General features: G+C 63.3%; 19 protein-coding genes. 5 read left to right on the top strand and 14 right to left on the bottom strand.

Features of this window, described 5'->3' with window-relative positions; genetic code table 11:
* Both NTD82_RS12515 and NTD82_RS12510 read right to left on the bottom strand, forming a co-directional pair.
* The gene (locus NTD82_RS12515; protein WP_262128953.1) at positions 1-762 is read right to left on the bottom strand and encodes a YdcF family protein; all 762 of its coding nucleotides are present in this window, start codon (positions 760-762) and stop codon (positions 1-3) included.
* A 126-nt stretch (positions 763-888) separates the two neighbouring features.
* Positions 889-1,206, bottom strand: coding sequence for a hypothetical protein (locus NTD82_RS12510; protein WP_262128952.1), 318 nt, complete (start codon positions 1,204-1,206; stop codon positions 889-891).
* 239 nt (positions 1,207-1,445) lie between these two features.
* On the opposite strand from NTD82_RS12510, the gene leuS reads away from it, so the two are divergent.
* The 5 genes from leuS (at position 1,446) to NTD82_RS12485 (ending at position 7,421) form a co-directional block, all read left to right on the top strand.
* Complete coding sequence (gene leuS, locus NTD82_RS12505; protein ID WP_262128951.1) at positions 1,446-4,052, top strand: leucine--tRNA ligase; 2,607 nt, start codon at positions 1,446-1,448, stop codon at positions 4,050-4,052.
* Between the two features lie 66 nt (positions 4,053-4,118).
* On the top strand, positions 4,119-4,724 hold the full coding sequence (gene lptE / locus NTD82_RS12500; protein ID WP_262128950.1) for an LPS assembly lipoprotein LptE: 606 nt from the start codon (positions 4,119-4,121) through the stop codon (positions 4,722-4,724).
* Positions 4,725-4,760: 36 nt separating this feature from the next.
* Positions 4,761-5,798: a DNA polymerase III subunit delta gene (holA, locus tag NTD82_RS12495; RefSeq protein WP_095159316.1), complete on the top strand. Its 1,038-nt coding sequence runs from the start codon at positions 4,761-4,763 to the stop codon at positions 5,796-5,798.
* 86 nt (positions 5,799-5,884) lie between these two features.
* The gene (gene arfA, locus NTD82_RS12490) at positions 5,885-6,049 is read left to right on the top strand and encodes an alternative ribosome rescue factor ArfA (protein WP_095159317.1); all 165 of its coding nucleotides are present in this window, start codon (positions 5,885-5,887) and stop codon (positions 6,047-6,049) included.
* Positions 6,050-6,110: 61 nt separating this feature from the next.
* Complete coding sequence (locus tag NTD82_RS12485) at positions 6,111-7,421, top strand: lytic murein transglycosylase (RefSeq protein WP_262128947.1); 1,311 nt, start codon at positions 6,111-6,113, stop codon at positions 7,419-7,421.
* Between the two features lie 136 nt (positions 7,422-7,557).
* Here NTD82_RS12485 and lipA read toward each other — a convergent pair whose 3' ends face one another.
* The 12 genes from lipA to NTD82_RS12425 all read right to left on the bottom strand — a co-directional run bounded on the left by lipA (position 7,558) and on the right by NTD82_RS12425 (position 18,818).
* Positions 7,558-8,556, bottom strand: a complete 999-nt coding sequence (gene lipA / locus NTD82_RS12480; protein ID WP_095159319.1) for a lipoyl synthase — start codon at positions 8,554-8,556, stop codon at positions 7,558-7,560.
* A 2-nt stretch (positions 8,557-8,558) separates the two neighbouring features.
* Positions 8,559-9,206 carry a lipoyl(octanoyl) transferase LipB gene (lipB, locus tag NTD82_RS12475; protein ID WP_095159320.1) on the bottom strand — a complete coding sequence of 216 codons (648 nt, stop codon included), beginning with the start codon at positions 9,204-9,206 and terminating at the stop codon, positions 8,559-8,561.
* A complete protein-coding gene (locus NTD82_RS12470; RefSeq protein ID WP_095159321.1) occupies positions 9,206-9,481 on the bottom strand; it encodes a DUF493 domain-containing protein in 276 nt (91 codons plus the stop codon). Before NTD82_RS12470 ends, lipB begins: the two co-directional genes overlap by 1 nt.
* 74 nt (positions 9,482-9,555) lie before the next feature.
* Positions 9,556-10,716 (bottom strand): D-alanyl-D-alanine carboxypeptidase family protein, encoded by a 1,161-nt coding sequence (locus NTD82_RS12465; RefSeq protein WP_095159322.1) that lies wholly within the window; start codon positions 10,714-10,716, stop codon positions 9,556-9,558.
* A 146-nt stretch (positions 10,717-10,862) separates the two neighbouring features.
* Positions 10,863-11,861, bottom strand: a complete 999-nt coding sequence (locus tag NTD82_RS12460) for a septal ring lytic transglycosylase RlpA family protein (protein WP_262128945.1) — start codon at positions 11,859-11,861, stop codon at positions 10,863-10,865.
* Positions 11,861-12,871, bottom strand: a complete 1,011-nt coding sequence (gene mltB / locus NTD82_RS12455) for a lytic murein transglycosylase B (RefSeq protein ID WP_262128943.1) — start codon at positions 12,869-12,871, stop codon at positions 11,861-11,863. Before mltB ends, NTD82_RS12460 begins: the two co-directional genes overlap by 1 nt.
* Before the next feature lie 17 nt (positions 12,872-12,888).
* Positions 12,889-13,992, bottom strand: coding sequence for a rod shape-determining protein RodA (gene rodA, locus NTD82_RS12450; RefSeq protein WP_262128990.1), 1,104 nt, complete (start codon positions 13,990-13,992; stop codon positions 12,889-12,891).
* 38 nt (positions 13,993-14,030) lie between these two features.
* The gene (gene mrdA, locus NTD82_RS12445) at positions 14,031-15,926 is read right to left on the bottom strand and encodes a penicillin-binding protein 2 (protein ID WP_095159325.1); all 1,896 of its coding nucleotides are present in this window, start codon (positions 15,924-15,926) and stop codon (positions 14,031-14,033) included.
* A 17-nt stretch (positions 15,927-15,943) separates the two neighbouring features.
* Positions 15,944-16,411, bottom strand: coding sequence for a 23S rRNA (pseudouridine(1915)-N(3))-methyltransferase RlmH (rlmH, locus tag NTD82_RS12440; protein WP_009397919.1), 468 nt, complete (start codon positions 16,409-16,411; stop codon positions 15,944-15,946).
* A 9-nt stretch (positions 16,412-16,420) separates the two neighbouring features.
* Complete coding sequence (gene rsfS, locus NTD82_RS12435; RefSeq protein WP_095159326.1) at positions 16,421-16,840, bottom strand: ribosome silencing factor; 420 nt, start codon at positions 16,838-16,840, stop codon at positions 16,421-16,423.
* Between the two features lie 51 nt (positions 16,841-16,891).
* Positions 16,892-17,545: a nicotinate-nucleotide adenylyltransferase gene (gene nadD, locus NTD82_RS12430; RefSeq protein ID WP_095159327.1), complete on the bottom strand. Its 654-nt coding sequence runs from the start codon at positions 17,543-17,545 to the stop codon at positions 16,892-16,894.
* 1 nt (position 17,546) lies between these two features.
* Positions 17,547-18,818: a glutamate-5-semialdehyde dehydrogenase gene (locus NTD82_RS12425; protein ID WP_095159328.1), complete on the bottom strand. Its 1,272-nt coding sequence runs from the start codon at positions 18,816-18,818 to the stop codon at positions 17,547-17,549.
* Between the last annotated feature and the right edge of the window lie 174 nt (positions 18,819-18,992).

Here is an 18,992-nt window from a genome sequence, read left to right as displayed (position 1 = left end):
TCAGTAGAAAAGTCGGTAACCGACAAGGCCAACTGCTTCGTTGAACAGTTGGCCGCTTTGCCACATCACCTTGCTGTGCGGCAGCCAACCGCCGAACGGGTAGCCGTGGTCGATGCCCATGAAGCCCACCGGCGCTGGCACCACGTCAAAACCAGCCTGCTGGAAACTCCAGACCGAGCGCTGCATGTGCCAGGCCTGGGTCACCACGACAACCCGCTTGACCCCTTGTGGCAGCAGCATCGCGGCGCTCAGCTCGGCATTCTCCCAGGTGGTGCGGCTCTCTTCCTCCAGCCAGCGCACCGGCACACCGAAATCCCGCTGCATCGAATCGGCCATCAGCCGTGCTTCGCTGGGCGGCGAGCCGTAATGCAGACCGCCCGTGGTCAGTACCGGCAGCCCGGACGCCTTGGCCAGTTGCGCGGCATAGCGCATGCGTTCGAGGGCCACCCCGGTTGGCTGGTCTTGCGAGCCCCAGGCCGGGTCGCCGCGCTCGCGCCCTGCACCGAGGACGACGATGGCATCAGCGCGCTCGGCCAACGTTGCCCACTGGTCCACGCTCAACGCCGGCTCGGTCTCGAGCTGACTGGCCATTTGCTGCATCACCACCGGCAGGCTCATCGCCAACAGGCCGCCGAATCCCGCGACGAAGCACAAACGGGCCGTACGCGGCCACGATTTGCGCAGCCACCAGCCGGCAATCAGCAGCACGAAGAAAATGCCTGGCGGCATCAACCATTGTTTGACGAAAAAACGAAACGGCATCGGGCATCTCCCTGAAATGCGCGAAGCCTAAGAGAAATCGGCGCCTGGAAACAGTAACCAGGCGCCGTATCGGAGAAAAGAATGCTGCGGTGGCGCACTCCAGACTGCGCCGTGATAGGCCTAACGCTATTTGCGTTGCAGCGCTCGGGTGTTGAGCGCTGCGGTGGAACGTGCCTTGTCCTTGAGCCAGATGACCCGACCCGAAGGGGGCGCTTCCATTGAGGGTGCAACGCCGGAAACTTTTTGCCCGCGTGCCGGCGCGGACTCGAGATAGGCTTTGATAACGTCGAACTCGGCGCTGCTCAAACCACGCAGTTCCAGTTCGTCGGGCATTTCATCGCGTAATCGAACCGAGGTCCGGGCCACATCCAGGGCCAGTCCCAGACGGTCGATCAGTCGTTCGTAAAGCTCCGGTTTCAATGCTTGTAGCTGCGAATCTCCCATCCGTTCACCTCATCGAAGATAAAATTCATCTCCCCCAGACATGAGCTTAGCGTCACCGGCAAAAGCGGCTGGACGCCGCGACCAACGGCCCTGGCGCCGGCCCGCGATGCAATCAGGGTTTCCCACGACCGTTGGGGGTCATGTATGCTACGGCGTTCACTCTTGACACCGGATTACCGGGCACAAACGGTTTTCAACCGGCCTGGATAAGGTCTCCCATTTCTCAGCGCAAAGTAGCCATGCACGAACACTATCAGCCCCGCGAAATCGAAGCCGCCGCCCAGTCCTACTGGGACGAGCACAAGTCTTTTGAAGTCAGTGAACAGCCAGGCAAGGACACTTACTACTGCCTGTCGATGTTCCCGTACCCGAGCGGCAAGCTACACATGGGGCACGTGCGCAACTACACCATCGGCGACGTGATCGCGCGCTACCAGCGCATGCTCGGCAAGAACGTCCTGCAGCCGATGGGCTGGGATGCCTTCGGCATGCCGGCGGAAAACGCCGCGATGAAGAACAACGTCGCGCCGGCCAAGTGGACCTACGAAAACATCGACTACATGAAGACCCAGCTCAAGAGCCTGGGCCTGGCCATCGACTGGTCGCGTGAAGTCACCACCTGCAAGCCGGACTACTACCGCTGGGAACAGTGGCTGTTCACCCGCCTGTTCGAAAAAGGCGTGATCTACCGCAAGAACGGTACCGTGAACTGGGACCCGGCCGATCAGACCGTACTGGCCAACGAGCAGGTCATCGACGGCCGTGGCTGGCGTTCGGGCGCGCTGATCGAGAAGCGCGAAATCCCGATGTACTACTTCAAGATCACCGACTACGCCGACGAACTGCTGGAAAGCCTCGACGATCTGCCGGGCTGGCCCGAGCAGGTCAAGACCATGCAGCGCAACTGGATCGGCAAGTCCCGCGGCATGGAAGTGCAGTTCCCCTATGACGAGGCGAGCATCGGCGAAGCCGGCGCGCTGAAAGTCTTTACCACCCGTCCCGACACCCTGATGGGCGCGACCTACGTCGCCGTCGCCGCGGAGCACCCGCTGGCCACCCTCGCGGCCCAGGGCAACCCGGAACTGCAAGCGTTCATCGACGAATGCAAGAGCGGCAGCGTCGCCGAAGCCGACATCGCCACCCAGGAAAAGAAAGGCGTGGCCACCTCGTTGCTGGTCCGTCATCCACTCACTGGCGAGAAACTGCCGGTGTGGGTCGCCAACTACGTGCTGATGCACTACGGCGACGGCGCAGTCATGGCCGTACCGGCCCACGACGAACGCGACTTCGAATTCGCCAGCAAGTACCAACTGCCGATCAAGGCTGTGGTCCGCACCAGCGCCGGTGATGAAGTCGGTAGCGAATGGCAGGCCGCCTACGGCGAGCATGGCCAACTGATCAACTCCGGCGAGTTCGACGGCCTGGACTTCGCCGGCGCTTTCGACGCCATCGAAGCCGCGCTGATCCGCAAGGAGTCGGGCAAGTCTCGCACCCAGTTCCGCCTGCGCGACTGGGGTATCAGCCGCCAGCGCTACTGGGGCTGCCCGATCCCGATCATCCATTGCCCGTCCTGCGGCGACGTACCGGTGCCGGAAGACCAGTTGCCGGTCACCCTGCCGGAGAACGTGGTGCCGGATGGCGCTGGCTCGCCACTGGCGCGCATGCCCGAGTTCTACGAGTGCACCTGCCCGAAATGCGGCACTGCGGCCAAGCGTGAAACCGACACCATGGACACCTTCGTCGAGTCGTCCTGGTACTTCGCCCGTTACGCGTCGCCGAACTACGAAGGTGGCCTGGTCGATCCGAAAGCGGCCAACCACTGGTTGCCGGTCGACCAGTACATCGGCGGCATCGAACACGCCATCCTGCACCTTCTCTACGCGCGTTTCTTCCACAAGCTGATGCGTGACGAAGGCCTGGTCAGTTCCAGCGAGCCGTTCAAGAACCTGCTGACCCAGGGCATGGTGGTCGCCGAGACCTATTACCGCGTTGCCAGCAATGGCGGCAAGGACTGGTTCAACCCGGCCGACGTCGAGCTCGAGCGTGATGCCAAAGCCAAGATCATCGCCGCACGCCTGAAGACCGACGGCCTGCCGGTGGAAATCGGCGGCACCGAGAAGATGTCCAAGTCCAAGAACAACGGCGTTGACCCACAGTCGATGATCGATGCCTACGGCGCCGATACCTGCCGCCTGTTCATGATGTTCGCCTCGCCGCCCGACATGAGCCTGGAATGGTCCGACTCCGGCGTCGAGGGTGCAAGCCGCTTCCTGCGTCGTGTCTGGCGCCTGGCTCAGGCGCATGTCGCCCAGGGCCTGCCGGCCAAGGCCGACCTGAGCAGCCTGAGCGACGCGCAGAAAGCCGTGCGCCGCGCTACGCACTCGGCGATTCGCCAGGCCAGCATCGATGTCGGCCAGCACCACAAATTCAACACCGCCATCGCCCAGGTGATGACCCTGATGAACGTGCTGGAAAAGGCCGCCCAGGACAGCGAGCTGGACCGCGCGCTGATCCAGGAAGGTCTGGAAGCCGTGACCCTGATCCTGGCTCCGATCACCCCGCATATCAGCCATGGCCTGTGGCAGAGCCTCGGCCACAGCGGCCCGGCGATCAACGCCGGCTGGCCAGCCGTGGACGAAAGCGCCCTGGTGCAGGACAGCCTGCAACTGGTCATCCAGGTCAACGGCAAGTTGCGCGGGCAGATCGAAATGCCTGCCGCCGCCAGCCGCGAGGACGTCGAAGCCGCCGCACGCAGCAACGAGAACGTGCTGCGCTTCACCGAAGGCCTGACGATCCGCAAGGTCATCGTGGTACCCGGCAAGCTGGTCAACATCGTCGCCAACTGACAGGACCGGGCGCCCTGGCGGGCGCCCGCACAGACAAGGCCCACAAGGTTTCAAGGGAGCAACAAGATGATCAAACGCAATTTGTTGGTAATAGGCCTGGCGGTAATGCTCAGCGCCTGCGGTTTCCAACTGCGTGGTACCGGGACCAACGAGCTGGCCATCAAGGAACTGGATGTGAGCGCCCGTAACGCTTACGGCGAAACGGTCACTCAACTGCGCGACGTGCTGAAGAACAGCGGCGTCAACGTCCATGCTGGCGCGCCGTTCAAACTGGTCCTGACCAACGAAGTCGAAAACCAGCGCGCCGCCAGCTACGCCGGCTCCGCTCGCTCGGTGGAATACGAGCTGAGCACCGAACTGTCCTACGAGATCCAGGGCCAGAACAACACGCCGCTGCTCAACGACAAGCTGGAAGTCCGCAAGATCTACGTGCATGACGGCAACAACATCACTGGTTCCGGCCAGGAAGCAGGCCAGATCCGCAAGGAAATGCGTCGCGACCTGGTACAGAACATGGTGCTGCGCCTGCAACTGCTGACTCCGGCCCAGCTCGACGAGCTGCAAGCCAAGGCCGACGAGCGCGCCCGGGCAGAAGCCGAGGCACTGGAAGCGGCCCGCCGCGCCCAGGCAGCCCAACCCCAGCAATCGCCGCTGGAAATCCCGGCCCGCTGAGGCTGAACGGGGCGCTTCGGCGCCCCGACTTCTTTTATGAAACTTGCTCCCGCCCAGCTCAACAAGCACCTGCAAGGCGCGCTCGCCCCGGTTTATGTGGTCAGCGGCGATGATCCGCTGCTGTGCCAGGAAGCCGCCGACGCCATTCGCCTGGCTGCGCGCCAGCAGGGCTTCGATGAGCGTCAGGTATTCAGCGCCGACGCCAACTTCGACTGGGGCACCCTGCTCCAGGCGGGTGCCAGCCTCTCGCTGTTCGCTCAGAAACGCGTGCTGGAACTGCGCCTACCCTCCGGCAAGCCCGGCGACAAGGGCGCTGCGGCGCTGATCGAATATTGCTCACGCCCCGCCGAAGACACCCTTTTGCTGATCAGCCTGCCCAAGCTCGACGGCAGTGCGCAGAAAACCAAGTGGGGCAAAGCACTCGTCGAAGGGCCGCAGGTGCAGTTCATCCAGATCTGGCCGGTCGACACCCAGCAACTGCCGCAATGGATCAACCAGCGCCTGGCCCAGGCCGGGTTGGCGGCGCAGCGTGATGCGGTGGAACTGATCGCCGCGCGGGTCGAAGGCAACTTGCTGGCCGCCGCCCAGGAAATCGAAAAGCTCAAGCTGCTCGCCGACGGCAACACCATCACCGTAGAAACGGTCCAGGGTGCGGTCGCCGACAGCGCGCGCTTCGACGTCTTCGGCCTGGTCGACGCCATCCTCAATGGCGAAGCCGCCCACGCCCTGCGCATGCTCGAAGGCCTGCGCGGCGAAGGCGTCGAGCCGCCGGTGATTCTCTGGGCCCTGGCCCGGGAGCTGCGCGTCCTCACCGGCCTGGCCCAGCAGTACAGCCAGGGCGTACCGTTGGACAAAGCCTTCAGCCAGGCTCGCCCGCCGGTCTGGGACAAGCGCAAGCCACTGATGAGCAAGGCACTGCAACGCCATTCGGCACAGCGCTGGGGTCAACTGCTGTTTGACGCCCAACGCATCGACGCGCAAATCAAGGGCCAGGCCCAAGGTTCGCCGTGGACCAGCCTGACCCGCCTTTCGCTGCTGATGGCCGGGCAGCGGCTGAACCTGCCGGCGGAATAACCGCCAGGATCGTGACCAACGGCCTTGCGACGGACGCGTGACAGTCCTATAGTTCGCGCCGAATCCACCCAGGCAGGACCTCTCCCATGAGCAAGAAATCGGCAAAATCCCGGCCGAACAAGGCCAAATCCATCATTGCCCAGCCCCTGTTCCGCAGCCGCCAGGAACAACCGGAAAAGGGCAAAGGCAGCTACCGCCGCGAAGCCTTCCAATCGAGAGATTGGGAGGCTTCTTGCTTTAAGGCCGCATGAAGGCAGGAAATCCACAGGCATGATATGGTCGTCACCTGACCCGTATTACCTGGATTCGTGCATGCCCTTCCGCCTTTCCCGTCGCTGGCAACTCCGCCAACTGACCGCTGCTTTCAGCCTCATCCTGCTCGTTGCCTGCGCCGAGCACCCGACCGCCGCCGATGCCCTGCCCATCGCGCCAGTCCAGCCGGCCCCGGTCCTTGTCCAGCCCACGCCATCCGCCGACATCGTAGTCCAGCCACAGCAAACGTTCGCCGAGTGGCAGGCCAGTTTCCGTCAGCAAGCGTTGCAAGCCGGCGTATCGCCAAGCCTGTTCGATCGCGCCTTTGCCGGCATCACCCCGGATATGGATGTGATCAAGGCCGACCGCAGTCAGCCGGAGTTCAGCCGCCCGGTATGGGAATACCTCGACGGCGCGCTGTCGCCGCTGCGGGTGCGCAACGGCAAGGCACTGCTGGCGCAGAACAGCGAACTGCTGAGCCGCATCGAGCAACGCTACGGTGTAGAGCGCAATGTGCTGGTGTCCGTCTGGGGCATGGAAAGCAATTTCGGCCAGTTCCAGGGCAACAAATCGGTGATCCGCTCCCTCGCGACCCTGGCCTATGAAGGCCGTCGCCCGGCATTCGCCCAGGCACAGTTGCTGGCGGCGCTGAAGATCCTGCAGAACGGCGATATCGCCCCCGAAGCCATGCGCGGCTCCTGGGCCGGGGCCATGGGCCAGACCCAGTTCATCCCCACCACGTACGACACCCATGCCGTGGACTTCGACGGTGACGGCCGCCGCGACATCTGGAACAGCTCCCCCGACGCCCTCGCCTCCACCGCCCACTACCTGCAAAGTTCAGGCTGGAAACGTGGTGAGCCTTGGGGCTTCGAAGTCGAACTGGCACCGGGTTTCGATTACTGGCTGGCTGACGGCACTCAACGCAAAACCGTCGCAGAATGGCTGCACCTGGGCCTGAAACTGCCAGCCGGCGCTCGCGTCCCGGCCGGCAGCGAGCAACTCTCCGCCGCCCTGATACTGCCTGCGGGCTACCGTGGCCCGGCGTTCCTGGTGCTCGACAACTTCCGCGCGATCCTCAAGTACAACAACTCGTCGTCCTACGCCTTGGCCGTCAGCCTGCTGAACGAGCGCTTCGACGGCGCCGGCTATATCCGCGGCGCCTGGCCCAAGGACGATCTGCCGTTGAGCCGCAGCGAGCGCATCGAGTTGCAGGACCGGCTCAATGCCACCGGGCATGAGGCCGGCACGGCAGATGGCATTATCGGCGCCAACACCCGCAAAGCGATTCGCAATGCCCAACAGACCTTGGGCTGGCCGGCGGACGGGTATCCGACGCGCAAGTTGCTGGATAGCCTGCGCGCGCGCTGAAGGCCGCTATCGCGAGCAAGCTCGCTCCTACAATGTCCGCGTGATAATCCTGTAGGAGCGAGCTTGCTCGCGATGCCAAATACACAAAAAAGCCCCCGCACCTTGTCAGGTGCGGGGGCTTTTTTACAGGTCGGGATCAGAGCTTGATCTTGGCCTCATGCGCCTGCTGGTCGGCGTGGTACGAGGAACGTACCAACGGACCGGAAGCGACGTTCTTGAAGCCCATCTTGTAACCTTCCTCGGCGAACCAGGCGAAGGTGTCCGGGTGGACGAAGCGCTGCACCGGCAGGTGGCTGCGCGAAGGTTGCAGGTACTGGCCAAGGGTCAGCATGTCGATGTTGTGCTCGCGCATGCGGTGCATGACTTCGATCACTTCGTCGTCGGTCTCGCCCAGGCCGAGCATCAAGCCCGACTTGGTCGGTACATGCGGGACCAGTTCCTTGAACTTCTCCAGCAGGGTCAGCGACCACTGGTAGTCCGAGCCCGGACGCGCGGCCTTGTACAGACGCGGTACGGTCTCCAGGTTGTGGTTGAACACATCCGGCGGCTCCTGGGCGGTGATCGCCAGGGCCACATCCATACGACCACGGTAGTCCGGCACCAGGGTTTCCAGCTGGACGCCCGGGGACAGCGCGCGAATCTCGCGGATGCAGTCGGCGAAGTGCTGGGCACCGCCATCACGCAGGTCGTCACGGTCCACCGAGGTGATGACCACGTACTTCAGGCGCAGGTCGGCGATGGCGACCGCCAGGTTCTTCGGCTCGTCAGCGTCCAGCGCTTTCGGGCGGCCATGGCCGACGTCGCAGAACGGGCAGCGACGGGTGCAGATGTCACCCATGATCATGAAGGTCGCGGTACCGCCGGAGAAGCACTCACCCAGGTTCGGGCAGGATGCCTCTTCGCAAACGCTGTGCAGCTTGTGTTTGCGCAGCAATTGCTTGATGCGATCGATCTCCGGAGAAATCGGGATGCGCACGCGGATCCAGTCGGGTTTCTTCGGCAGTTCGTCAGTGGGGATGATCTTTACTGGGATACGCGCAACCTTCTCGGCGCCACGCAGTTTCACACCGGCTTCAACCTTCGGCCGAGGGGCCGGGGTCACGGTGCTTTGCACCAGTTCTTGCACAATAGTCATTTTCAGTCGATTCCGCCCGCAAGGGTCGTCTGCTCAGCATAATCGAGGTGCTTGACCAGCTGTCCGCGCAGCCTTGCCCTGACCTCGGAGAGTTCGATCGGCCCTGCCTGGTCGCGTAGCTGGGTCATGGCCAGCCCGGCATACCCGCAGGGATTAATTCGGCGGAATGGCGCAAGGTCCATGTCCACATTCAAGGCAAGGCCATGGAACGAGCAGCCATTGCGGATTCGCAGGCCGAGGGACGCGATCTTCGCTCCATCGACATAAACACCCGGCGCATCGGGCTTGGCCGCGGCCTCGACACCGTAGCTGGCGAGCAACTCGACCAGACAGCGTTCGATACGCGTCACCAACTCACGGACACCAAAGCCCAGACGACGCACGTCAAGCATGAGGTAGGCCACCAGTTGGCCGGGGCCGTGGTAGGTCACCTGGCCGCCGCGATCGGTCTGAACCACCGGGATATCGCCCGGCACCAGCAGGTGCTCGGCCTTGCCGGCCTGGCCCTGGGTGAAGACCGACGGGTGCTCGACCAGCCAGACTTCGTCGCCGCTACCCGGCTGACGCTGGTCGGTGAACCGGCGCATGGCATCCAGCACCGGTTCGTAAGGCAGCAGGCCGAGGTCGCGAAAGCCGAGGCTGGCGGACATCAAAGCACCATTTTTACGATACCGGTGGCACGCAGGGCACTGTTGATGTCGTGCAGCTGGTCTTCGCCGGTAGCGACGATGTGCAGTTGCACGGTGGTGTATTTGCCTTCCTTGCTCTGGCGCTCAGCAAGCGTGGTCATATCGACCTCGGCGTATTTCTTGAGAACTTCGATCACGGTGTCCTTGAAGTGGACCACGGTGTCACCAATTACCTTGATTGGGTAATCCGCGCAGGGGAATTCGATTTTTGGCGCTTTGACGTCAGCTTGAGTCATGGCAGTACCGGCCTCGTAAGCCGTGGCAACAACAATGCCCCTGCATGGTGGCAGGGGCATGGCAGGTCACGATATCAGTTGAACAACCCGTAGAAGAACAGACGAATGCTATCCCACACCCGGCGGAAGAAACCACCTTCCTCGACGCCGTCCAGCGCAATCAGGTCGGCGCTGTGAACAACGTTGTCATCCAGTTTGACTTCGACTTTACCGATCACGTCACCTTTGGCGATCGGTGCAACCAGTTGCGGGTTCATGGTCATGCTGGCGGCCAGTTTCTTCAATTGGCCTTTAGGCAACGTCATGGTCAGGTCTTCGGCCAGACCGGCTTTGACCTGGCTGCTGGTGCCCTTCCAGACCTGGGCCTGAGCCAGCTCGGTGCCTTTCTGGTAGAAGGTCTGCGTTTCGAAGAAGCGGAAACCGTAGGTCAGCAGCTTCTGGGTCTCGGCGGCGCGGGACTGTTCGCTGTTGGTACCGAATACCACGGCGATCAGGCGCATGCCGTCACGAACGGCGGACGATACCATGCAGTAGCCGGCTTCGTCGGTGTGGCCGGTCTTCAGGCCATCGACGGTCTTGTCACGCCACAGCAGCAGGTTGCGGTTGGGCTGCTTGATGTTGTTCCAGAAGAACTCCTTCTGCGAGTAGATCGCGTAGTGAGCCGGGTCTTCGTGGATGATCGCGCGAGCCAGCACGGCCATGTCGTGCGCCGAGGAGTAGTGCTCCGGGTGCGGCAGGCCGGTCGGGTTCATGAAGTGGCTGTTGCTCATGCCGAGGTCGCCGGCAGTCTTGTTCATCATGTCGGCGAAGGCGTCTTCGCTGCCGGCGATGTGCTCGGCCAGCGCCACGCTGGCGTCGTTACCCGACTGGATAATGATCCCGTGCAGCAGATCGCTGACGGTGACCTGGGTGCCAACCTTGATGAACATCCGCGAACCACCGGTGCGCCAGGCGTTTTCGCTGACAGTTACCGGGTCGCTCTCGCCGATCTGTCCGCGACGGATATCCAGGGTCGCGATGTAGGCGGTCATCAACTTGGTCAGGCTCGCCGGAGGCAGACGCTGGTCGCCATTGTTCTCGACCAGGATGTTGCCGCTGGAGGCTTCCATGAGCACGTAGGACTTGGCTGCCAGTTGCGGCGGCGACGGCATCATCTGCTCTGCCGCGAATGCGGCAGGGGTGATCATCAGCGGAACAAGCAGGCAAAGGCGTTTGGCAAAGGTGGTGATGTTCATCCGTCTCTCGAAATGGCTTATGGGCTCATGCCCTGAAGGGCAAAGTTACAAAAGGCGCTGCGACAAACCGCCGCGCCTGCGAGCAAAACCGCCATTGTACATGGCTGTTCGGCCCGGCTACATGACAAACCGACCAGTCCCCCCGGTCAGTCCGCCGTGACTACTTTCGCCTGTCCCAGGTTGGCCAGGCGTACGCTGTCCTGCATCTGCTGGACCTCGCCCTGACTGCGGATCGGCCCCAGGCGCACGCGGTGCAGGGTCTGCTGGTTGCGCACGATGGAACTGATGAACACCGGCGCGCTGACCATGCCGCTCAACTTGGAGCGTAGCAACTCGGCGGCGTCCGGGTTGGCGAATGCGCCAACCTGCAGGAATGTGCCGCCATTGGCCGGCACACTGTTGCTGGCGACCTGCACCGGCAGGACTGCGGCGGCGTGCTGCTGCGGCGGCGGCGTCCACTGTTCGACGGTGCCGGTGCTCGCCGCAATCGGCTTGGCCTGGGCTACCTGAGGCTGGTCGAGTACCAACGGCGCCGGGCGCCCCTTCTGGGCCCACCATTGCTGCGGGTCGATGCCCTCGACGCGAACCCGCGCGGTGCCGGTTTCGGCGTAACCGAGCTTCTTCGCTGCCGCATAGGACAGGTCGATGATACGGTCGGAATAGAACGGGCCGCGGTCATTGACCCGCAGGATCACGCTGCGGTTGTTGTCCAGGTTGGTCACCTTGACGTAGGCCGGCAGCGGCAGGGTCTTGTGCGCCGCAGTCATGGCGTAGAGGTCGTAGACCTCGCCGTTGGCGGTGTTCTGCCCGTGGAACTTGGTGCCATACCAGGACGCGGTGCCCTGGGCGACATAGTTGCGCGAGTCGGGGATCGGGAAGTAGGTCTTGCCCAGTACGGTGTACGGGTTGGCCTTGTAGTTACCGGTGTGCACGGTTGGCGTGGCGTCCGGGATCTTCGAGACATCGACGTCCCACCACGGCGCGCCGTCCTTGTGGGCCCGGTTGATGTCCAGCCCGGGCTTGGCGCGGACCACGTTGCCGCTGCTGCTCTGGGTCGGACGGCTGGAAGAACAACTGACCAGCACCAGGCCAAGCGCCGCGCAGCCCAGCAGTTTCAGCGATGTAGCAGAGAACAGTATGCGCATTACCGGGCGCCCCTTGCCTGAACCAGCAGGTCTGAAAGTTGATGTACCGCCATGGCGTACATCACGCTGCGGTTATAGCGAGTGATCGCGTAGAAGTTCTTCAGGCCAAACCAGTACTCGGGGCCGTTTTCGCCTTCAAGCCGGAAAGCGGTGACCGGCAGATCATCGCGCAGCGCATCATGACTCGACCAGCCCAATGCCCGCAACTCCCCCACCGTCTTGACCGGCTCGATGCCCGGGCTCAGGCCTTCGTCGACACGCTCGCCACGGACCATGGCACGACTGACCACCGGCTCGCCGGCAATCCAGCCGTGGCGCTTGAAGTAGCTGGCGACGCTGCCGATGGCGTCGTCGGGGTTGTTCCAGATGTTGATGTGGCCGTCACCGTCGAAGTCCACGGCGTAGGCGCGGAAGCTGCTCGGCATGAATTGCGGCAGCCCCATGGCTCCGGCGTAGGAACCCTTGAGGGTCAGCGGATCGATCTGCTCTTCGCGGGCCAGCAGCAGGAATTCACGCAGTTCCTTGCGGAAGAACGGGGCCCGCTGCGGGTAATCGAAGGCCAGGGTCGACAGCGCGTCCATGACCCGGTAGTTGCCGGTATTGCGGCCAAAGAAGGTTTCGACGCCGATGATCGAGACGATCACCTGCGCCGGCACGCCGTATTCCTGCTCGGCGCGGGCCAGAGCAGCCTCGTGCTGGCGCCAGAAGTCCACACCACGGGCGATACGCGCGTCGGTGAGGAACATCGGCCGGTATTCTTTCCACGGCTTGACCCGTTCTGCAGGACGGGAAATGGCGTCGAGGATCGCCTGCTTGCGCTGGACATCGCGGAACACGCCCATCAACTGCTCACCGGCGAACCCGTAGTCACGGGTCATCTCGCCGACGAATTCGGCTACCTGGGGGGATCCATCGTAGTCGCCGGCGCTGGCCTGCTGCACGCCGCCGAACAGCCCGATCAGGCCCGCCAGAGGTACACAACGGGCCATCCAGCCACGCATTGCTTGCATCAAGAAATTCACCTTACTCAAACCTGCGCGATCCATTTGCGGTGGGTATGGATCGACATGAGAACGCCAAACGCTGACAGCAGCGTCACCAGCGAAGTTCCACCATAACTAATGAAGGGCAGCGGCACGCCCACGACGGGCAGCAATCCGCTGACCATGCCGATATTGACGAAGACGTACACGAAGAAGGTCATGGTCAGGCTGCCGGCCAGCAACTTGCCGAACAGGGTCTGGGCCTGGGCGGTGATCACCAGCCCGCGGCCGATCAGCAGCAGGTAGATCAGCAACAGCGCGCAGATGCCCACCAGGCCGAACTCTTCGCCGAGCACGGCGATGATGAAGTCGGTGTGGCTTTCCGGGAGAAAGTCCAGGTGCGACTGGGTGCCCAGCAGCCAGCCTTTGCCGAATACGCCACCGGAACCGATCGCCGCCTTCGACTGGATGATGTTCCAGCCAGTGCCCAGCGGATCACTTTCCGGGTCGAGGAAGGTCAGGACCCGTTGCTTCTGGTAGTCATGCATGACAAAGAACCACATCGCCACCGCCACCGGCACGGCCGCCGCCAGCACGCTGATGATCCAGCGCCAGCGCAGCCCGCCCATGAACAGCACGAACGCACCGGAAGCGAGGATCAGCAGCGCTGTCCCGAGGTCAGGCTGGCGAACGATGAGGATGAACGGCAGGCCGATCAGCACCAGGCTGATCAATACGTGTTTCAGGTGCGGCGGCAGCGTGCGCTTGGCCAGGTACCAGGCGATGGTCGCCGGCATGATGATCTTCATGAATTCCGACGGCTGGAAGCGAATCACCCCGGGAATGTTGATCCAGCGCGTCGCACCCATGGCGTTGTGGCCCATCACGTCCACCACCACCAGCAGGATTACCCCGAACACGTAGCCCAGCGGCACCCAGCGCGCCATGAAACGCGGTTCGAGCTGGGCAATGACGAACATCGAGACCAGGCCGATACCGAACGACGTCGCCTGCTTGAGCAGCAGGTCCCAGTTCTTGCCGCTGGCCGAATAAAGGACGAACAGGCTGCCGGCCGCGAGGGTCAGCAGCAGGATCAGCAAAGGGCCGTCGACATGGATGCGCTGCAGGAAGCTGGCGCGCCGACGCATCACGTCCTCGCTGGAGAGCATGCGATCGAAATTACTCTTCACGGGGCCGGTTCCTGGGCAACGGTGGCGGAGGGGTCAGCGTATTCGGGTTTGAGACGGCCATGTTCGTCCAGCAGCCAGGCGTCCATCACCTGACGCAGCACCGGCGCAGCGACACCCGAGCCGGACTCGCCGTTCTCGACCATCACCGAGATGACGATGCGCGGATCTTCGGCCGGGGCGAAACCAACGAACAGGGCGTGGTCGCGATGGCGCTCTTGGACCTTGTTGCGGTCGTACTTCTCGCCCTGCTTGATCGCCACGACCTGGGCCGTACCGCTCTTGCCGGCAATCCGATACTGGGCGCCAACAGCGGCTTTGCGCGCGGTGCCGCGGGCGCCGTGCATCACCTGTTCCATGCCGTGAGTGACCTTGGCCCAGTCGGACTTGTCACGCAGGACGATGTCTTCCATCGGGTTCGGATCGACCGGCGGCTGGCCTTCGATGGTCTTGGCCAGGTGCGGACGGATCCACTTGCCCTTGCTGGCGATCAGCGAGATGGCCTGGGCCAGTTGCAGCGGCGTGGCCTGCATGTAGCCCTGGCCGATCCCGAGAATCAGCGTCTCGCCCGGGAACCAGGCCTGGCGGCGGGTGGCGCGTTTCCATTCGCGGGACGGCATCAACCCCGGCGATTCCTCGAACATGTCCAGCGCGACCTTCTGGCCGATGCCGAAGCGGTTCATGTAGCTGGACAGCTTGTCGATGCCCATCTTGTGCGCGAGGTCGTAGAAGTAGGTGTCGTTGGACCGCATGATCGCCGTGTCGAGGTCGACCCAGCCGTCACCGGTGCGGTTCCAGTTGCGGTATTTGTGATCGTAATTGGGCAGTTGGTAGTAGCCCGGGTCGAACACCCGTGTCGAGGCGTTGACCACCCCGGAATCGAGGCCGGCGACGGCAACGGCGGGCTTGATGGTCGAGCCCGGTGGATAGAGCCCGCGCAGCACGCGGTTGAACAACGGCCGATCGATCGAGTCACGCAGCTCGGCGTAGGCCTTGAAACTGATGCCGGTGACGAACAGGTTCGGGTCGAAGCTCGGCTGGCTGACCATCGCCAGCACTTCGCCGGTTTTCGGGTCGAGGGCCACGATGGCGCCGCGACGCCCGCCCAACGCGGCTTCGGCCGCTTCCTGCAGCTTGATGTCGAGGCTCAGGACGATGTCCTTGCCGGGAATCGGGTCGGTCCGCTTGAGCACCCGCAACACTCGGCCGCGGGCGTTGGTCTCGACTTCCTCGTAACCCACCTGGCCGTGCAACTCGGGCTCGTAGAAGCGCTCGATGCCGGTCTTGCCGATATGGTGGGTGCCGCTGTAGTTGACCGGATCGAGGACCTTCGCCTCTTTCTCGTTGATCCGTCCGACGTAGCCGACCGAATGAGCGAAATGCGCACCTTGTGGATAATGCCGCACCAACTGCGCCACCACTTCCACACCGGGCAGGCGGAACTGGTTCACCGCAACCCGGGCGATCTGCTCCTCGGTCAGCTCGAACAGGATCGGCACCGGCTCGAATGGCCGACGCCCCTGTTTCATGCGTTTCTCGAACAGCGCGCGGTCGTCCGGAGTCAGCTCCAGCACCTCGACGATCACGTCGAGGACCGCCTGCCAGTCGCCGGAACGCTCCCGGGTCATGCTCAGGCTGAAGCTGGGACGGTTGTCGGCGATGATCACGCCATTGCGGTCGAAGATCAGCCCGCGGGTCGGCGGAATCGGCTGCACGTGCACCCGATTGTTCTCCGACAGCGTGGAGTGATACTCGTACTGGATCACCTGCAGGTAATACAGGCGAGCGATCAGCACGCAGATCAGCAGAAGGATCGCCACTGCACCGACCACGACGCGGCTACGCACCAGACGGGCGTCTTTCTCGTGATCCTTGAGGCGAATCGGCTGCGACATTGAAAAGGCTTACAGGCTTATTTGTGGTAAGGGTGCCCGGACAAAACAGTCCAGGCGCGATAAATCTGTTCGCCAATCAGTATCCGTACCAATGGGTGTGGCAGGGTCAGCGGAGACAGCGACCAGCGCTGCTCGCTGCGCGCACAGACTTCCGGCGCCAGCCCTTCGGGGCCGCCGACCATCAGGTTGACGGTACGCGAATCCAACCGCCAGCGGTCGAGCTCGACCGCCAGTTGCTCAGTGCTCCAGGGCTTGCCATGGACCTCCAGGGTGACAATCCGTTCCCCTGGCTGGACCTTGGCGAGCATGGCCTCGCCCTCCTGACGAATCAGGCGAGCGACGTCGGCATTCTTGCCCCGGGTGTTGAGCGGAATTTCCACCAGTTCCAGGGACAGCTCGGACGGCAGGCGCTTGGCATATTCATGCCAGCCTTCCTCGACCCACTTGGGCATGCGCGAGCCGACCGCGATCAGGCGCAGACGCATGACGCTTCCTTATTCCCGGTCTTTGAGCTTGTCGGAATAGTCGTGGACGTTTTCCGGGCTGTGGTGCTTGCCATCGGCGGCGCGGCTTTGCTCGGCGCCAGCCCACAGACGCTCCAGATCGTAGAACTGGCGCGCGGCGGCGGTCATCATGTGCACGATGACATCGTTCAGGTCCAGCAGGACCCAGTCGCTGTCGCCCTTGCCTTCTTCGCCCAGCGGCATGACGCCCTTGGTCTTGACGAACTCGCGAACCTTCTCCGCCATCGCGTTGATCTGGCGATTGGAGGTACCGGTGGCGATGATCATGTAGTCGGTCAGGCTGTGCTTGTCGTGCACGTCGATGACCTGGATATCCTGGGCCTTGACGTCTTCCAGGGCCGATTTGGTCAACTGGACCAGCTCTTCGCCGGTGATTTTCTGCTTGGTCATAAAAAACTCGTTCAACTCATTGAATGAGGCGCCCGCGGGGCGCCTGCAGTTCTACGCACGGTAAAGGCCGTGCGTTTCGATATAGGCCAGTACTGCGTCCGGCACCAGGAACCTCACCGACTTGCCGCTGGCCAGCAGCTGTCGGATTTGCGTGGCAGACACCGAAAGTGGCGTCTGCCAAACGAACGAAATGTTCCCCGCCGGGCCGGACATGGCGGTGGGATCGCTCTCCGAGCGCGCAGCCAGCAGGTTGCGCAACTCGTCAGGGGGCTCGACATCGGCATCCGGGCGTTGCAGCACCAGGATGTGACAATGTCGCAACAATTCTTCCCAGCGATGCCAGCCGGGCAGGCCGCAAAAGGCATCCCAGCCCAGCAGCAGGAACAACTGGTCGTCGGCGCCCAACTCGGCGCGCATCGACTCCAGGGTGTCGATGGTGTACGACGGCTTGTCGCGGGCCAGCTCACGGGCATCCACGCTCAGCCGGTCAACACCTTCGACGGCGCAACTGACCATCGCCAGACGGTCCTGCGGCACCACATGCGGCGTGTCGCGGTGCGGTGGCCGGGCGTTGGGCAGCAGGCGCACCTCGTCGAGCCCCATCAGCTCGACCACTTCCAGCGCACTGCGCAGGTGACCGATGTGCACAGGGTCAAAGGTGCCACCCAGCACGCCGATACGCCGGACCGCCTGGGCCTTGCTCAACTCAGCAGGACTCCTGTCCACGCAACTGGCCGTCACCGACGACCACGTATTTCTCGCACGTCAGGCCTTCCAGACCAACAGGGCCGCGGGCGTGCAGCTTGTCGGTGGAAATGCCGATTTCCGCACCCAGACCGTACTCGAAGCCATCGGCGAAGCAGGTCGGGGTGTTGATCATCACCGACGCCGAATCCACTTCGGCCACGAAACGCCGGGCCTGACCCTGATGTTCGGTGACGATGGAGTCAGTGTGGTGAGAACCATAGTGATTGATGTGTTCGATGGCCGCCTCGACGCCGTCGACGATGCGGATCGACAGGATCGCCGCCAGGTACTCGGTGTGCCAGTCTTCCTCGGTCGCCGTAACGGCCTCGATGATCTGCCGGGTACGCTCGCAACCACGCAGTTCGACGCCTTTTTCCCGGAATTGGCGGGCCATTTCCGGCAAGAACTCGGCCGCGACGGTGGCATCCACCAGCAGGGTTTCCATGGCGCCGCAGATGCCGTAGCGGTAGGTCTTGGCGTTGAACGCGATGCGCCGGGCCTTGTCCAGCTCGGCATGTTCGCCGACATAGACGTGGCAGATGCCATCGAGGTGCTTGATGACTGGCACCCGGGCGTCGCGGCTGATGCGCTCGATCAGGCCCTTGCCGCCACGGGGAACGATGACGTCAACGAACTCCGGCATGGTGATGAGCGCGCCCACCGCTTCGCGGTCGGTGACTTCCACCACCTGGACCACTGCCGGCGGCAGACCAGCCTCGGCCAGGCCGCGCTGGATGCAGGCGGCGATGGCGCGGTTGGAGTGAATCGCCTCGGAACCGCCGCGCAGGATGGTGGCGTTACCCGACTTCAGGCACAGGCTGGCGGCGTCGATGGTCACGTTCGGCCGCGACTCGTAGATGATCCCGATCACGCCCAGTGGCACGCGCATCTTGCCGACCTGAATGCCCGATGGCCGATAGCTCATGTCGCGAATCGCCCCGACCGGGTCCGGCAGAGTGGCCACCTGACGCAGACCGACGATCATGCCGTCGATGCGTGCCGGGGTCAGCGCCAGACGATCGAGCATGGCCGGTTCCAGGCCATTGGCCCGGCCGGCGGCCAGATCGAGTTCATTGGCAGCGGACAGTTCGGTGCGAGCCGCGTCCAGCGCGTTGGCGGCAGCGTGCAGGGCGCGGTTCTTCTGCGCGGTGCTGGCACGGCCGATCACGCGGGACGCCTCACGGGCGGCGCGACCCAGGCGGGTCATGTAGTCAAGAACGGACTCAGTCATGGGGCTCAGTGTCTTGGCGGAGGGGAAAATCGGACGAGTATAACTGCGACAGGGTTATACGCCCAGCGGTGACAGGCGGATGGTAGGACGTGAGTCACAGGAATGTGGCCCTTCGCGAGCAAGCTCGCTCCTACACGCCCAAAACGCAAACCGTGGGCGGTTTCTGGCGCAAGG

The organism is Pseudomonas sp. 5P_5.1_Bac1, from assembly GCF_025466015.1.
Classification (GTDB): domain Bacteria; phylum Pseudomonadota; class Gammaproteobacteria; order Pseudomonadales; family Pseudomonadaceae; genus Aquipseudomonas.
Note: the sequence above shows the minus strand (reverse complement) of the source record. Positions and strands in the feature narration are given on the sequence as shown.

Excerpts from the sequence above, each read along its gene's own strand:
- NTD82_RS12515 (WP_262128953.1), bottom strand. The coding sequence starts at position 762 with ATGCCGTTTCGTTTTTTCGTCAAACAATGGTTGATGCCGCCAGGCATT.
- NTD82_RS12510 (WP_262128952.1), bottom strand. The coding sequence starts at position 1,206 with ATGGGAGATTCGCAGCTACAAGCATTGAAACCGGAGCTTTACGAACGA.
- leuS (WP_262128951.1), top strand. The coding sequence starts at position 1,446 with ATGCACGAACACTATCAGCCCCGCGAAATCGAAGCCGCCGCCCAGTCC.
- lptE (WP_262128950.1), top strand. The coding sequence starts at position 4,119 with ATGATCAAACGCAATTTGTTGGTAATAGGCCTGGCGGTAATGCTCAGC.
- holA (WP_095159316.1), top strand. The coding sequence starts at position 4,761 with ATGAAACTTGCTCCCGCCCAGCTCAACAAGCACCTGCAAGGCGCGCTC.
- arfA (WP_095159317.1), top strand. The coding sequence starts at position 5,885 with ATGAGCAAGAAATCGGCAAAATCCCGGCCGAACAAGGCCAAATCCATC.
- NTD82_RS12485 (WP_262128947.1), top strand. The coding sequence starts at position 6,111 with ATGCCCTTCCGCCTTTCCCGTCGCTGGCAACTCCGCCAACTGACCGCT.
- lipA (WP_095159319.1), bottom strand. The coding sequence starts at position 8,556 with ATGACTATTGTGCAAGAACTGGTGCAAAGCACCGTGACCCCGGCCCCT.
- lipB (WP_095159320.1), bottom strand. The coding sequence starts at position 9,206 with ATGTCCGCCAGCCTCGGCTTTCGCGACCTCGGCCTGCTGCCTTACGAA.
- NTD82_RS12470 (WP_095159321.1), bottom strand. The coding sequence starts at position 9,481 with ATGACTCAAGCTGACGTCAAAGCGCCAAAAATCGAATTCCCCTGCGCG.
- NTD82_RS12465 (WP_095159322.1), bottom strand. The coding sequence starts at position 10,716 with ATGAACATCACCACCTTTGCCAAACGCCTTTGCCTGCTTGTTCCGCTG.
- NTD82_RS12460 (WP_262128945.1), bottom strand. The coding sequence starts at position 11,861 with ATGCGCATACTGTTCTCTGCTACATCGCTGAAACTGCTGGGCTGCGCG.
- mltB (WP_262128943.1), bottom strand. The coding sequence starts at position 12,871 with ATGCAAGCAATGCGTGGCTGGATGGCCCGTTGTGTACCTCTGGCGGGC.
- rodA (WP_262128990.1), bottom strand. The coding sequence starts at position 13,992 with ATGCGTCGGCGCGCCAGCTTCCTGCAGCGCATCCATGTCGACGGCCCT.
- mrdA (WP_095159325.1), bottom strand. The coding sequence starts at position 15,926 with ATGTCGCAGCCGATTCGCCTCAAGGATCACGAGAAAGACGCCCGTCTG.
- rlmH (WP_009397919.1), bottom strand. The coding sequence starts at position 16,411 with ATGCGTCTGCGCCTGATCGCGGTCGGCTCGCGCATGCCCAAGTGGGTC.
- rsfS (WP_095159326.1), bottom strand. The coding sequence starts at position 16,840 with ATGACCAAGCAGAAAATCACCGGCGAAGAGCTGGTCCAGTTGACCAAA.
- NTD82_RS12425 (WP_095159328.1), bottom strand. The coding sequence starts at position 18,818 with ATGACTGAGTCCGTTCTTGACTACATGACCCGCCTGGGTCGCGCCGCC.